Here is a 14,508-nt window from a genome sequence, read left to right on the forward strand (position 1 = left end):
GGTCAGCACAGGCAGCTCGGCAGCAGGTTCAGCGGGTTCTTCGGTACGCCGTCGAAGCGCGTCTCGAAGTGCAGGTGGAATCCGGTGGAGGCGCCCGTCGAGCCCACCTTGCCGATGACCTCGCCGCGGCGGACGTACTCACCCTCGTGGACCAGGATCTTGGACTGGTGGCCGTAGCAGGTGGAGAAGCTGCGGCCCTGTTTCCGGCCGTGGTCGATGCAGGTGTAGTTGCCGTACCCGCCGCCCCAGCCGGCCCGGATGACCCGGCCGCTCGCCGCCGCGTGGATCGGGGTGCCGCCGGGCGCGGCGATGTCCGTGCCGGCGTGCAACTGCCACACGTGGTAGTACGGGTCGTAGCGGGTGCCGAAGTTACTCGTCTTCCAGCCGTGCACCGGCATCAGCAGGGTGCCCCCGGCGTAGCTGCTGCCGCCGCCGTTCTTGTGCGCCCAGCCGCGCAGCGCGTCCTGGATGCGGGCCTCCTCGGCCTTCGCCTGTTCGTACTTGGCCAGGACGGCCGCGCGCTGCGACCGGGCGAGGTGCAGGGCTGCCTTGCGGCTCTGGGCCAGCTGGATGACCGCCGCACGGGCCCGCTGGGCGGCCGTCTGGGCGTCGCGGGCCGCCTGGAGCTTGTTCGCGGCCTCCCGCTCGGCGTTCTCGGCCACCTGTTTCGCGAGGCCGGCCCGGTCCTGTTCGACGCGGGCCTGGCGGCGGGCCACCATGAGCTCGTCGACGTCCTCCTGCTGTGAGCGCATCACCTGGTGGATGAGACCCAGGCGGTCCATGGCGTCCTGCGGGCCGCGGGCGCCGACGAGCACGTTGACGGTGGCGAAGTTGCCGCCCTTGTACGAGGCGGCCGCGATGTCGTTGACCCGGTCGTGCGCCACCTCGACGCGTCCCTGGGCGACGCGGAAGCCGGCGGCGGTCTGCTCGTACGCGGCCCGGGCGGTGTCGGCCTTGCGGCGGGCGGTGGCGGCCTGGACGGAGGAGGCGGCGACGACACCGCGGCTCGTGGCGACCTTGTGCTGGGCCGCGGGCAGCGCTGCGGTCGCGGCCTCCAGGCGCCGGGCGGCGCTGCGGGCCGTCACGGTGGCGTTCTCGAGAATCGCCTCCGCCCGGTCCACGGCCCGGCTCGCCTTCTTGGCGTCGGCGGCGCTGGGGTCGGCGTAGGCGGATCCGGGGGCCGCGAGCGCGAGGCCGGCGGCGCAGAGCACGCTCAGGCCAGCGGTCAGCGCGGTACGGAACCGGCGATGTCGACAGCGATAGGACTCCACGAAGAGTCACCGTACCCTGACGTAACGTCACTAACCGCCAAAACCGCCCGAAACGGCCATCGCCGCGCCTTCCCGTACGGGAGGGCGCGGCGATGGGAAAACCGGCTTGTTCAGACCTTCAGGTAGAACCGCAGGGTGATCCACGCAGTGATCGCGCTGACACCCGCGCCGACCCCCGCGAGCAGGGGCAGCATCAGCCAGACGTTGCCGTCGGGGATGGGCGTGAGCACGTTCGTCAGCGCTTGCAGGCGGCCGTCGAGCAGCACCACCTTGCTGACGAAGATGAACACGAAGCCCAGGATCGCGCCGATCAGGCCGGCGACCACCGCCTCGAGCACGAACGGCGCCTGGATGAACCAGTTGGACGCGCCGACGAGTTTCATGACCGCGACCTCGCGGCGCTTGCTGTACGCGGCCACCTGGATGGTGTTGCCGACGAGCATCAGCGCCGCCAGGGCCATGAAGGCCGCCACCACCAATGCCATCACCTGGATCGCATTGAAGATCTTGAAGACCTTCTCGAGCAGCTCGCGCTGGTCCACGATGTCCTGGATGCCCTGCTGAGTCTTGATCTGGTCGGCGAAGGCCTGGTACTGCTCCGGGTTCTTCAGCTTGACCCGGAACGACTCCGGCAGGCTGTCCGGCCCGACCGACTTCACGAAGTCCGGCGAGTCCGCCCAGAGCACCTGGAACTTCTTCCAGGCATCCTCGCGGCTCTCGTAGGTCTTCTGCTGCACCAGGGGACTCTGATCGATCGCCTGGTTGATCGCGCTGCGCTGAGCCTCGGTGACGTCCTCACGCAGGAAGATCGAGACCTCGATCTCCCCGTAGTAGTAGTTCTTCATCTGGTCGACCTGCATGTACATCAGCACGCTGGCGCCGAGCATGGTGAGCGACACCGACATGGTGATGATCATGGCGATGGTCATCGTGACGTTGCGCCACAGGCCGACCAGCACCTCGTTGAGGACGTACTTGAAACGCATCGGGGGTTCCTTCCGGGACTCCGCGTTCGTAGATCAGGACTGCAAGACGAGCGGGCGCGGCCCGGTTCAGCCGTACACGCCGCGGGCCTGGTCGCGGACGATGCGCCCGCTCTCGATCTCGATGACCCGCCGGCGCATCTGGTTGACGATGTTGGAGTCGTGGGTGACCATCACGACCGTCGTGCCGGTCCGGTTGATCCGGTCGAGCAGACGCATGATCTCGATGGAGGTGTCCGGGTCGAGGTTGCCCGTGGGCTCGTCGGCCAGGAGGATGAGCGGCCGGTTCACGAAGGCCCGGGCCACCGCGACGCGCTGCTGCTCACCGCCGGAGAGCTCGTGCGGGTAGCGGTGCTCCTTGCCGCCGAGACCGACGAGCTCGAGCACCTCGGGCACGACCCGGCGGGCGACCGCCTTGGTCTTGCCGATGACCTCGAGCGCGAACGCCACGTTCTCGTACGCGGTGCGGTTGGGCAGCAGGCGGAAGTCCTGGAACACGCAGCCGATCGAGCGGCGGAAGTGCGGGATCTTCCACGAGCGCATCGTGGTGACGTCCTTGGAGTTCACCACCACCTTGCCGCGCGAAGGGGACACCTCGTGCAGCAGGAGCTTGATGATCGTCGACTTGCCGGAACCGGAGGGGCCGATGAAGAAGACGAACTCACCCTTCTCGATACCGACGCTGACATCGTCCAACGACGGCCGAGACGCCTTCGGATACGTCTTCGTCACGTTCTCGAGCTGAATCACGGGTGGAGAGTCTACGCGGTGTAACGAAAACGCCAAGCCCGGCGGTCGCCATCTTTTGCACACGGAGCGCGACGGCCGACGACTTTCTACACGGGCGGTGAACGCCGCCTGACTCTTCGTTCAGGCGGCGTGTCGCCGTGGCCGGCTCGTCAGCCGGCCGCCATCTGCGTCTGCTTGCGCCAGCGGATGCCCGCCTCGATGAACTCGTCGATCTCGCCGTCGAAGACCGACGACGGATTGCCCGTCTCCTGCTCAGTGCGCAGATCCTTGACCATCTGGTACGGGTGCAGGACGTACGAGCGCATCTGGTCGCCCCACGATCCGGTGGTGTCCTGCTTGAGCCCGGCCATCTTCGCTTCCTCCTCCTGGCGCTTGCGCTCGAGCAGCCGGGCCTGGAGGACGCGCATCGCGGAGGCCTTGTTCTGAAGCTGGGATTTCTCGTTCTGACACGTCACGACGATGCCCGTCGGAATGTGCGTGAGGCGGACCGCGGAGTCCGTGGTGTTAACGCTCTGTCCACCAGGACCCGACGAACGGTAGACGTCCACGCGGATCTCGTTCTCGGGGATGTCGATGTGGTCGGTCTGCTCGACGACCGGCATCACCTCGACGCCGGCGAAGCTCGTCTGGCGCCGCCCCTGGTTGTCGAACGGGCTGATCCGGACCAGGCGGTGGGTGCCGGACTCGACGCTCAGCGTGCCGAACGCGTACGGCACCTTGACGGCGAACGTGGCCGACTTGAGGCCGGCCTCCTCCGCGTACGACGTCTCGTACACCTCGGTGGGATAGCCGTGCCGCTCCGCCCAGCGCAGGTACATCCGCAGAAGCATCTCGGCGAAGTCGGCGGCGTCCACGCCACCCGCGCCCGCCCGGATGGCCACGACGGCCTCGCGGGAGTCGTACTCGCCGGAGAGGAGGGTGCGGACCTCCATCTCCTCGATGGCCTTGTGCAGTTTCACCAGCTCGTCGCCGACCTCGGCGATCGAGTCGGCGTCCCCGGCGTCCTGCGCCATCTCCAGCAGCAGGGCGGCGTCGTCGAGGCGCTGCCGCAGCCGCTCCATCTTCGAGATCTCGCCGGAGACGTACGACAGCCGCGAATTGACGTCCTGAGCGCGGGCCTGGTCGTCCCACAGGTCGGGGGCGGAGGCCTCCTCCTCGAGCTCCGCCCGGCTCCGGCGCAGCTTGTCGAGGTCGAGCACGTTCTCGATGTTGCGCAGGGTGGCGTCGAGGGCCTTGAGCTGGTCAGGAAAGTCGGCTGCACTCACGACGGTCAAGAATACGCCGCCCGGCCCGTCGGCAGGCCGGGCGGCCCATGATGCGTCGTTACTCCGCCGGTGCGGTCTTGAGCCAGCTCAGGGCCGCCTTGTGGTACGCGACCGCGAACTCGAGGGCGGCGGCGCCGTACTGGTCGCCCGCCTTCTTGGCCTCCTTGGCCTGCTCGCGGGCCATGGCGAGGGCCTCGGAGTGGAACTCGTTGGCGCCGGTGTAGAGATTCTTGAGCTGGCCGCCGGCGTGCTGCTGACCGAAGGCCACGCGCAGCGCCACCGGATTACGGATGGCGTCGCGGCCGGGCGACTCGGTGAGCCATCGGCTGAAGGCACGCTTGCCGGCGGCGGTGATGGCATAGGGCTGACTGGACCGTGGTCCCGGCTTTCCGAGGCGGACATATCCCATCTCGGCGAGAACCGGCAATTCGCGGTAGACCTGGCTCCGCGTCATCGACCAGTAGGGCCCGAGACGGCGTTCTGCGGCCGCCATGAGCTGTCCGCCGGTCATCGGCCCATCGTGGAGCAGGCCGAGCAGAGCGGCAGCCGTAGGGTTGATCTGAGAGTCGGGCATGCCTTCTAAGCTGCCACTTTGTGGCTCCGGCGTCCAGGATTTCGCCCGATCCGTCCAATTTGCGTCTCCACAAACGACTGTCCCGCACAGACAGTCCGACCACGAGGGTCGCGACCGGGCGTTTCGCCTTTGAGGACGGGTCTCACGCGGTAAAATGGAGCGCGAAAACGGTCAGACGGCGCTCGAAGTCCGGAAGTCTCATAAACGGCGCGGATCGCCGCCCTTTCTCCGCCGAAAAGATTCGAAAGAAACGACGACGACCCGCGAACCGGACAATCAGCCCATGTGGGGATACTGCCAGGACGTCGGCGGCTCGAACGTCTCCTTGATGGTCCGCGGCGAGACCCACCGCAGCAGGTTCAGCATCGAACCGGCCTTGTCGTTCGTGCCGCTGCCGCGCGCGCCGCCGAAGGGCTGCTGGCCCACCACCGCGCCCGTCGGCTTGTCGTTGATGTAGAAGTTGCCGGCCGCGTTGCGCAGAGCGGTCGCCGCCCAGTCCACGACCGAGCGGTCGGTGGCGAAGATCGAACCCGTGAGCGCGTACGGCGAGACCGCCTCCGCCTGGGCCACCGCGCCCTCGAAGTCACCGTCCTCGTAGACGTGCACGCCGAGGATCGGCCCGAAGTACTCGGTCGTGAAGATCTCGTGGGCCGGGTCGCTCGACTCCACCAGGGTCGGCGCCACGAACCAGCCCTCGGCGTCGTCCGCCGTACCGCCGGCGAGCACCGTGCACGCCGCGCTGTTCTTGATCCGGTCCAGCGCCGCCGCGTGCTTCGCGAACGCGCGGCCGTCGATCACCGCGCCGCCGAACACCGACAGGTCCGTGACGTCGCCGTAGCGGATGGACGCGACCGTCGCCGCGAGCCGGTCACGCAGGCCGCCCTCCCAGATGCCGCGCGGCACGTACGCTCGCGAGGCCGCCGAGCACTTCTGGCCCTGGTACTCGTACGCGCCGCGGACCAGCGCCGTGTGCAGCGCGTCCACGTCGGCGCTGGGGTGCGCGAAGACGAAGTCCTTGCCGCCGGTCTCCCCCACCAGCCGCGGGTACGACCGGTAGCGGTCGATGTTCGAGCCGACCTCGCGCCACAGGTGCCGGAACGTGGCCGTGGAACCGGTGAAGTGGATGCCGGCCAGGTCGGGATCGGCGAGCACCACGTCGGAGACCGCGAGCCCGTCGCCGGTGACCATGTTGATGACGCCGGGCGGCAGGCCCGCCGCCTCGAACAGCCGCATCGTGAAGTGCGCCGAGAACTGCTGCGTCGGCGACGGCTTCCAGACCACCGTGTTGCCCATCAGCGCGGGCGCCGACGGCAGGTTCCCGGCGATCGCGGTGAAGTTGAACGGGGTGATCGCGTACACGAAGCCCTCGAGCGGGCGGTGGTCGAACCGGTTCCAGAAGCCGGGGCTCGACTGCGGCTGCTCGGCCAGGATCTGCTCGCCGAAGGCGACGTTGAAGCGCAGGAAGTCGATCAGCTCGCACGCCGAGTCGATCTCCGCCTGGTACGCCGACTTCGACTGGCCCAGCACCGTGGCGGCGTTGAGCGTGTCGCGCCACCCGCCGGCCAGCATCTCGGCGGCCCGCAGGAACACGGCGGCCCGCTCGCTGTACGGCAGCGCCCGCCAGGCCGGCGCCGCGCGCTTGGCGGCTGCCACGGCGGCCGCGGCGTCCTCGTGGGTGGAGTTGCCGGTGACGCCCAGCACGTGGTGCCGCTTGTGCGGCTGGACGACGTCGATCCGCTCGCCGCCGGCCATCCGCTGCACGCCGTCGATCGTGTTCGTCAGCTCCAGCCGCTCGGCGGCCAGGGACTCCACGCGCGCCTGCAGCGAGGCCCTTTCGGGGCTGCCGGGCGCATAGGCGCGTACGGGTTCGTTCCGTGGCACCGGCACGGAAAGCTGGGCGTCCATCACGTACTCCTCGACCTCGTGGGTTCGGCTTGTGCGACATCGTGTGTCGGGTCCATCCTCGCACGCGTCCGAGGCCCTCCCGGGGCTTCGAAAAGCGTCGGCGGGCCCGCGTACGCTGAGGGCCATGAGTGAGGCGGACAGCGAGGTCATGGCGGCCGGAACGGCTCAGCAGGGGCCGGAACGGGCGACCGGCCGCGGCCTCGTCCTGGCGCTCGTGGGCGTCCTCTGGGCCGCCGGGATGCTGTGGTCGGCGCGAGCCACGATCACCGGCCGCGCGGACGCCGAGATGGAGGTCACCTCCACGGCGTACGCCCTGCCCGGCGCCGTCTCCGCGAGCCTCGTCGCGGGCGCGGCGGTCGCCCTAGCCGTCCTGGCGTTCCTCACCCGCGGCGGCCGCGATCCCGGCGCGACGGTCCGCTTCCTCATCGCGACCGGCACGGGTCTGGTCGTCGGCCTGCTCGGCGCCGTCGCGATCGTCACGATCAACACCGAGGGCTGGATCTACGCGGTCGTCGGCGGCACCGTCGCGGCGGCGGCGACGATCGGCGGCGCGCTGGCCGGCTTCCGCTACCCGCGCGTGATGGCCGCCGTCTGCTGGGGCGCGGTCGCGGTGTTCCTGGTCGGCGTCGTGCTCACCTTCCTGCAGGACGACCTGCTGCCGGTCTTCGGCGCCGGCGACAGCTCCGCGTCGCAGGCCGACGCGGCCGGCTACTTCGGCTTCGCGCAGGGCGCGCTCGGCGGCGTGGCGGCAGGCCTCGTCGGCTACCGCGTCCTGCGCCGCGCCCGCCGGCGCAGCGGCACGGACCTGCGGTGGCCGCTCTACGCCCTGGCGGGCGCCGGGCCGGGGCTGCTGCTGGTGGCGGGCGAGATTCTGACGCGTACGGCGGGATCGCGGGTCTTGGAGCTTGCCGGGCGGGTCAGCGCGCTGGAGCTGACCGTGCAGCAGATGCTCAGCGGATCGCGGCTCAACAACGGGCTGATCGTGCTCTTCGTGGGCGCGTTCACGGCCATGGTGGCGGTCGGGCGCACGCTGGGCACCCCGGCCGCCGACTCCCCCGCGCCGGCCGAGACGAGCACTGGGAAGCCGGCTCAGGTGGCGACGCCGGCCGATCCGGACGAGATCGAGAAGGCGGCGCGGGAGGACGACCCCGCCGTGGCGACCTCGGCGAAGGACGACTGAACGGGCCGGATCAGGTCAGGTCGTCGAGCTCGCTGACCGCGTACCACTCGAGCTCGTGGTCCTCGGCCCCGTCGACGGTGAACTGGGCGTCCGGGTCACCGGCCAGCGCCTCCTCGACCACGTCCGCGGCGGCCGCGATCTCGTCGGCTGCGTCCGCCCCGTCCACGTGGATCGAGGCGACCTCCTTCAGCGAGACCGGCTTCGGCAGCCGCACGGTGCTCGACCCGAGCTCGACGTCCTCGCGGACCAGCGCGTTCGCCGCCACGTCCGCCGAGACCACCACCCGCCGCCGCGGGGCCGCGGGATCGTGGCGCAGCAGCTGCAGGGCGGCCTGGGCGGCACGGGTGAAGGCTACGTACTCCAGTTCCTCCTCGTCGCCCTCGGCGTACCACTCCCGCAGGGCGGGCGTGACCGCGTGCGCGACCACCGGGCCGTCGCCCAGCTGCCCGGACGACTTGAGCGCCGCCAGCATCGGCACGGTGGCGGGCACGTACACCCGAACCAGATCGGTGATCGGCACTCTCAATCCCCCCGGCGACTCGACGTCCCTGTAGTACACCGCCGCGCACGCTACCGGAAGGCATTTCCGCGGGTCGTGTCCCCTTCCGGCCGGTCCACCCGCCAGCCGCGTCCCATCCGTTCCGGCGCCCTCCCCTCCCAAGCCGCCTTTCCTTCCCGTCGTCCTCCCTTCCCGGCGTCAGCAGCCACACGCTGCTCCTGCTGGAGCGACCAGGGGGTCGGGCGGCAGGGTCACGTCGCCGGCCGGCGTCCGCAGTGGAAAACCCTCCCGGATCCAGTACTCGACGCCGCCCAGCATCTCCCGGACCTCGTACCCGAGCCGCGCGAACGCCAGGGCCGCGCGCGTCGCGCCGTTGCAGCCGGGCCCCCAGCAGTACGTGACGACGGGCAGCCCGCGGTCGACCAGCTCGGCGGCGCGCAGCGGGATGTCGGCGGTCGGCAGATGCACGGCGCCGGGGATGTGCCCCTGGTCCCAGGCCTGCCGGGACCGCGAGTCGACCAGGACGAAAGCGCCGGGCTCGGCAGCACGGACATCGGCGACGTCGGTCTGCGTGGCGAGCCGCTCGGCGAAGATTTCCTCAGGAGTACGCATGGCCACGACGCTATGAACGATCAACCGGCGGGGCCACGGGACAACCACGGACCATCGCTGTTGCCGCCGTGGAATCACCGGTAGTTTGCCCGGGTGACCGTTGACAGCGCTTTGGACCGTACGGATTGGCGGCTTCTCGCGGAGCTGCAGCACAACGGCCGTGCGAGCTACGCCGACCTCGCCCGGGCCGTGGCGATGTCGCCGAGCGCGGTCGCGGAGCGGGTGCGCCGGCTGGAGGAGACCGGCGTGATCGCCGGGTACCGGGCGCAGGTCGACCCGGAAAGCGTCGGCCTGACCGTGATGGCCTTCGTCCGGCTGCGCTACCCCACCGGCAACTACAAGCCGTTCCACGCGCTGCTCGACAGCACCCCGGAGATCATCGAGGCGCACCACGTGACGGGCGAGGACTGCTTCGTCCTGAAGGTGCTGTGCCGCTCGATGCGGCACCTCGAGGAGGTCACCGGGCGCATCTCCGGGCTGGGCTCGGTGACGACCAGCGTGGTCTACTCCAGCCCGCTGCCGGGGCGGGCCGTCTCGTCCGGCGGTCCACAGGCACAGACCGGCGAGACCGCCCCCAAGCAAACGATGGCAAACTGAAGCGGTCTGCATCAGATCGCGCGAGCGGAGGAGCCGTGGAGGCCAGGTTCATGCTGCTGTCGGACGTGGCGGCCGAGCTGAACGTGTCCGACTCGCAGGTCTACCACATGGTCCGTAGCGGAGAACTGCCCGCGATCAAGATCGGCGGCCGCGGGCAGTGGCGCGTCGAGCGGGCCAAGCTGGAGGAATACATCCAGCACAAGTACGCGGAGACCGCATCCTGGGTACGGGAGAACCCGCTGAACGAGCGCGACGCCGACCTCCCCTGAGCCCGGAGTTATCCACAGGATCCGAACCTGGCATTGACGGTGCCGTACACCCTCGGAACACTTCTTGCCGTAGGCAAACGAAGGCAAACGCAAGAATTGAGGTGCGGTGTGTCGACGGCGCAGATGACTCGGCAGGACGTGAACCCCGCTATCAGGCTCCGGCGAGCGCCCCACCACGAGCCGCCGTACGACGACGAGCGCGAACCGGACGACTGGGCGTCGCCGCATCAGCTGGCCTTCGACCTTGCCCGCCTCCTGCCTGCGACGCGTCGGCCACCCGGGCGGAGCGACTCGGCGGGGCCGTCCGCTCCCGCCCGGCCGGCCGTTCCGGCTGGGGGCGGCGATCAGGCGGCTGGTTCAGCTGGGGCGAGCGCCCGGGCGGCGGGCTCAGCGGGCGGGACTGCTCCGGCGGCGGGATCGGGTGCGAAGGCCGCTCGGACGGCCGACTCAGCCGGCGTCACCGCCCGGGCGGCGGGCTCAGCCCAAGTCACCGCCGAGGCTGCTGGGGGCACTGCGCGGCCGGCGGTCCCGGCCACGGGTCTCGCGGCGGGGGTGTCACCGGACGCGCGCCTTGCGGTCCGAAGGTTCGTCGGCTCGTGCATCGAGGTGCTGAACGGCTACCGCCCGGCGGCGCACCTCCGCAGACTCGCCCAGCCCCGTGAAGCGGCGGCGGTCGTCGCACAGGGCGTCACAGCCGCCCACCGTGTGGCCGAGGCGCGCCGCGGCACCGGACGGCCCTCCCGCTCCCATCGCCCCGCCCCCGCGGCCGTGGTCAAGGTGAGCCTGTGTGAGCCGCGGCCGGGGGCGGTCGAGGCGGCGGCGGTCCTGGTCATCGGCGACCGGTCCTGGGCGCTGGCGCTCCGCCTCGAACTTCACGACGACGCATGGCTGGCCACGGTGCTGCGCTTGATCTGACCAGCCACGCGCTGCGTTCGACCACGACCCTCCATGGCGCTGCGTTGGAACTGGAGCGCCAGGGCGCCGTGTCGGGTCTGACCGGCTGTGCGGCGCGTTCGGACCTGACCGGCCATGGCGCCGCGTCGGACCTGACCGGTCGCTGCGTTCGGCCTGAGCCGGTCGGAGCGGCCGCGACCACGCCGGGCACCCGGGGCGTCCGCTGAGCAGTGCAGGCGGCGGCCGTCCTGGGCCTCACCACCCATGGGCTGGGGATGTCGTCCATGTCCGCGAAGAGCCCCTGGGCAGCCGCGAGGCGCCGGGCGGCTGACGGCGGGCAACGGGCGAGCTGGCGACGGGCTGCCGGCGAGCTGACGGCGGCCAGCGGACAACGGCCGGCTGGCAGCGGGCGGCAGCCAGCGAACAACCACGAGCTCGCAGTCGGCGGCAGCAAGCGAGCAACGACCGGCGGGCGGCCGGCGGGCAGGCAACCGCGGGCGGGCAGACAACGGACGGGCAGACAACCGCGGGCGGGCAGACAACGGACGGGCAGACAACCGCGGGCGGGCAGACAACGGACGGGCAGACAACCGCGGGCGGGCAACGGCGGGCGGGCAGACAACCGCGGGCCGGCGGCCGGGCGAAAACCCGCGGCCCAACAGCCGGGCGGACAAGGGCCGGTCGGCGGGCGGGCAGCGGGCGGTCGGCGGGCGGGCTTGGGCTCGACCGGCAGCTGCCGTAGTCGCGAAACGGCCCGGCCCCCGCGAAACGTTGTCCGCGGGGGCCGGGCCGGTTGCTCAGCGTCCGGGTCAGACCGCGCCCGGGGCGCCGTGGCAGCGCTTGTACTTCTTGCCTGAGCCGCAGTAGCACGGGGCGTTGCGGGACGGGCCGTTGCTGGCTTCTGCCTGGCCGGAGGTGCGGGGGCCGGTGGTGCGGTGGGCTCCGGTGTGGGCCGGGCTGGCCGGGACGACCGGGGCCGCGCCGATGCCCAGGGCCGGGGCCTGCTGCTCCGGGTGCTGGATCTGCGGGGCGCCCGCGCCGGCCTCGCCGTCGATGGTGGGGGCCGTGTACTGCAGGGCCTGGGGGCGGCGGTTGCCGCCGAGGCCCTTGGCGCGGACCTCGACGTGCTGCTCGGGCTCGTCCGCGGTGGGCAGCGGTACGGCCTGGGACGGGTCGACCGTGACCGTCGGGGCCTCCTCGACCTGGACCTCCAGGTTGAACAGGAAGCCGACCGCCTCCTCCTTGATGCCCTCCATCATCTGGTTGAACATGTCGAAGCCCTCGCGCTGGTACTCGACCACCGGGTCGCGCTGGGCGTACGCCCGCAGGCTGATGCCTTCCTGCAGGTAGTCCATCTCGTAGAGGTGCTCGCGCCACTTGCGGTCGATCACCGCGAGCAGGACCTGGCGCTCCAGCTCACGGACCGCTTCCTCGCCCAGCTCGTCCTCGCGGGCCTGGTACGCCCGCCGCGCGTCCTCCTTGATCTGCGCGACGAGGAACTCCTGGTCGAGGCTGCTGCGTTCGCCGCCGGCCTCCTCGACGATGTCCTCGATCGTGAGGCTGAGCGGGAACAGGCGCTTGAGGTTGGTCCAGAGCTGCTCGAGGTCCCAGTCCTCCGCGTACCCGTCGGAGGTCGCAGCGGTGACGTAGTCGGCGACCACGTCGTCGATCATGTGCTCGGCCTGGTCGTGCATGTCCTCGCCGTCGAGCACGCGCTTGCGCTCGGCGTAGATGACCATGCGCTGCTTGTTGAGCACCTCGTCGTACTTCAGGACGTTCTTGCGGATCTCGGCGTTCTGCGCCTCGATCTGGGTCTGGGCGCTGCGGATCTGCCGGGTCACCATCTTCGACTCGATGGGGACGTCCTCCGGGATGTTGAAGCGCTCCATGACCGCCTCGACCGCGCCGGCGCGGAACCGCTTCATGAGGTCGTCCTGCAGCGAGAGGTAGAACCGGGACTCGCCCGGGTCGCCCTGGCGGCCGGAGCGGCCGCGGAGCTGGTTGTCGATGCGGCGCGAGTCGTGCCGCTCGGTGCCCAGCACGTACAGGCCGCCGGCGGCGATGACCTCGGCCGCCTCCTCCTCGCAGGCTTCCTTCCAGGCGGGCAGAACCTCTTCGAGGGCCTTCGCGTACTCCTCCGGGCTCTCGACCGGGTCCAGGCCACGCTGGTGCAGTTCGGCGGAGGCGAGGAACTCGGGGTTGCCACCGAGCAGGATGTCGGTGCCGCGGCCGGCCATGTTGGTGGCGACCGTCACCCCGCCCTTGCGGCCCGCCTGCGCGATGATCTGCGCCTCCTGGGCGTGGAACTTCGCGTTGAGGACGCTGTGCGGGATGCCCCGGCGGCGCAGCAGGGTGGAGAGGATCTCGGAATTCTCGACCGAGACGGTGCCGACCAGCACCGGCTGGCCGGTGGCGTGCCGCTCGGCGATGTCCTCGATGACCGCGTTGAACTTGGCCTTCTCGGTCTTGTAGATGACGTCCGGGTGGTCGATGCGGATCATCGGCCGGTGCGTCGGGATGCTCACGACGCCGACCTTGTAGACCTGGTTGAACTCGCCGGCCTCGGTCTGCGCCGTACCGGTCATGCCGCCGAGCTTGTTGTAGAGGCGGAAGTAGTTCTGCAGCGTGATGGTCGCCAGGGTCTGGTTCTCCTGCTTGACCTCCACGCCCTCCTTCGCCTCGATGGCCTGGTGCATGCCCTCGTTGTAGCGGCGGCCGTGCAGGATGCGGCCGGTGAACTCGTCGACGATGAGGACCTCGCCGTTCTCGTCGACGATGTAGTCCTTGTCGCGCTTGTAGAGCTCCTTGGCCTTGATGGCGTTGTTCAGGTAGCCCACGAGCGGGGTGTTCACCGACTCGTACAGGTTGTCGATGCCGAGCCGGTCCTCGACCCGGGCGACGCCGCGCTCGGTGATCGCGACCGTGCGCTTGGCCTCGTCGACCTCGTAGTCGCCCTCGCCGTCCTTGCCCTTCTGCAGGCGGCCGACCAGGGCGGCGAACTCGCCGTACCAGCGGGCGGAGTGCTCGCCGGGGCCGGAGATGATCAACGGGGTGCGGGCCTCGTCGATGAGGATCGAGTCCACCTCGTCGACGATGGCGAAGTTGTGGCCGCGCTGCACCAGCTCGCCCTTCGACCACGCCATGTTGTCGCGCAGGTAGTCGAAGCCGAACTCGTTGTTGGTGCCGTACGTGATGTCGCACAGGTACGCGGCGCGGTGCTCGGCGGCGGGCCGGTTGGGCAGGATCACGCCGACGGTCAGGCCGAGGAAGACGTGCACCCGGCCGACCCACTCGGCGTCGCGCTGGGCCAGGTAGTCGTTCACGGTGATGATGTGCACGCCGTCGCCGCTGAGGGCGTTCAGGTACGCCGGGAAGACGCCGGTGAGCGTCTTGCCCTCACCGGTCTTCATCTCCGGGATGTTCCCGAAGTGCAGCGCCGCACCGCCCATGAGCTGCACGTCGTAGGCCCGCTGCCCGAGCACGCGCCGCGCGCCCTCACGGGCCACCGCGAACGCCTCCACCAGCAGCGAGTCGAGCGACTCGCCGTCGGCGTAGCGCTCCTTGAACTGCTGGGTCTGCTCGCGCAGCTCGTCGTCGGTGAGGTCGGTGTAATCCTCCTCGATCGAGTTGACCGCTTCGGCGATCGCCTTGAGGCGACGCAGCATGCGGCCCTCGCCGGCACGAAGGACTTTTTCCAAAATCGACACGG

13 protein-coding genes are annotated in these 14,508 nt (G+C 70.4%); 4 read left to right on the forward strand and 9 right to left on the reverse strand.

Translation table 11 applies throughout. The annotated features are described in order from the left end of the window. Positions 1-2 precede the first annotated feature (2 nt). The 6 genes from COUCH_RS33760 to pruA all read right to left on the reverse strand — a co-directional run bounded on the left by COUCH_RS33760 (position 3) and on the right by pruA (position 6,748). On the reverse strand, positions 3-1,211 hold the full coding sequence (locus COUCH_RS33760) for a M23 family metallopeptidase (protein WP_249609220.1): 1,209 nt from the start codon (positions 1,209-1,211) through the stop codon (positions 3-5). 170 nt (positions 1,212-1,381) lie between these two features. After that, entirely contained in the window at positions 1,382-2,257 is an 876-nt protein-coding gene (ftsX, locus tag COUCH_RS33765) for a permease-like cell division protein FtsX (RefSeq protein WP_249609221.1), read from the reverse strand. 66 nt (positions 2,258-2,323) lie between these two features. Then, a complete protein-coding gene (ftsE, locus tag COUCH_RS33770; RefSeq protein ID WP_199515680.1) occupies positions 2,324-3,004 on the reverse strand; it encodes a cell division ATP-binding protein FtsE in 681 nt (226 codons plus the stop codon). Between the two features lie 149 nt (positions 3,005-3,153). Then, complete coding sequence (gene prfB / locus COUCH_RS33775; RefSeq protein ID WP_249609222.1) at positions 3,154-4,269, reverse strand: peptide chain release factor 2; 1,116 nt, start codon at positions 4,267-4,269, stop codon at positions 3,154-3,156. 58 nt (positions 4,270-4,327) lie between these two features. After that, the gene (locus tag COUCH_RS33780) at positions 4,328-4,843 is read right to left on the reverse strand and encodes a PadR family transcriptional regulator (RefSeq protein WP_249609223.1); all 516 of its coding nucleotides are present in this window, start codon (positions 4,841-4,843) and stop codon (positions 4,328-4,330) included. A gap of 276 nt (positions 4,844-5,119) precedes the next feature. Then, positions 5,120-6,748, reverse strand: coding sequence for an L-glutamate gamma-semialdehyde dehydrogenase (pruA, locus tag COUCH_RS33785; protein ID WP_249609224.1), 1,629 nt, complete (start codon positions 6,746-6,748; stop codon positions 5,120-5,122). A gap of 124 nt (positions 6,749-6,872) precedes the next feature. On the opposite strand from pruA, the gene COUCH_RS33790 reads away from it, so the two are divergent. After that, positions 6,873-7,928: a hypothetical protein gene (locus COUCH_RS33790; RefSeq protein ID WP_249609225.1), complete on the forward strand. Its 1,056-nt coding sequence runs from the start codon at positions 6,873-6,875 to the stop codon at positions 7,926-7,928. 10 nt (positions 7,929-7,938) lie between these two features. On the opposite strand, the gene COUCH_RS33795 is transcribed toward COUCH_RS33790, so the two are convergent. Together COUCH_RS33795 and COUCH_RS33800 are read right to left on the reverse strand one after the other, a co-directional pair. Beyond that, on the reverse strand, positions 7,939-8,442 hold the full coding sequence (locus COUCH_RS33795; RefSeq protein ID WP_430641017.1) for a DUF6912 family protein: 504 nt from the start codon (positions 8,440-8,442) through the stop codon (positions 7,939-7,941). Positions 8,443-8,625: 183 nt separating this feature from the next. Beyond that, positions 8,626-9,039, reverse strand: coding sequence for a rhodanese-like domain-containing protein (locus tag COUCH_RS33800; protein ID WP_249609226.1), 414 nt, complete (start codon positions 9,037-9,039; stop codon positions 8,626-8,628). A 93-nt stretch (positions 9,040-9,132) separates the two neighbouring features. On the opposite strand from COUCH_RS33800, the gene COUCH_RS33805 reads away from it, so the two are divergent. The 3 genes from COUCH_RS33805 (at position 9,133) to COUCH_RS33815 (ending at position 10,820) form a co-directional block, all read left to right on the forward strand. Further along, positions 9,133-9,636: an Lrp/AsnC family transcriptional regulator gene (locus COUCH_RS33805; RefSeq protein WP_249609227.1), complete on the forward strand. Its 504-nt coding sequence runs from the start codon at positions 9,133-9,135 to the stop codon at positions 9,634-9,636. A 50-nt stretch (positions 9,637-9,686) separates the two neighbouring features. Continuing rightward, entirely contained in the window at positions 9,687-9,905 is a 219-nt protein-coding gene (locus COUCH_RS33810; protein WP_249613892.1) for a helix-turn-helix domain-containing protein, read from the forward strand. A 123-nt stretch (positions 9,906-10,028) separates the two neighbouring features. Continuing rightward, complete coding sequence (locus tag COUCH_RS33815) at positions 10,029-10,820, forward strand: Rv3235 family protein (RefSeq protein WP_249613893.1); 792 nt, start codon at positions 10,029-10,031, stop codon at positions 10,818-10,820. 788 nt (positions 10,821-11,608) lie between these two features. Here the strand turns inward: COUCH_RS33815 and secA are convergent. After that, positions 11,609-14,506 (reverse strand): preprotein translocase subunit SecA, encoded by a 2,898-nt coding sequence (gene secA / locus COUCH_RS33820; RefSeq protein ID WP_249609228.1) that lies wholly within the window; start codon positions 14,504-14,506, stop codon positions 11,609-11,611. Positions 14,507-14,508: the final 2 nt, after the last annotated feature.

This window comes from Couchioplanes caeruleus, assembly GCF_023499255.1.
Classification (GTDB): Bacteria; Actinomycetota; Actinomycetes; order Mycobacteriales; family Micromonosporaceae; genus Actinoplanes; species Actinoplanes caeruleus_A.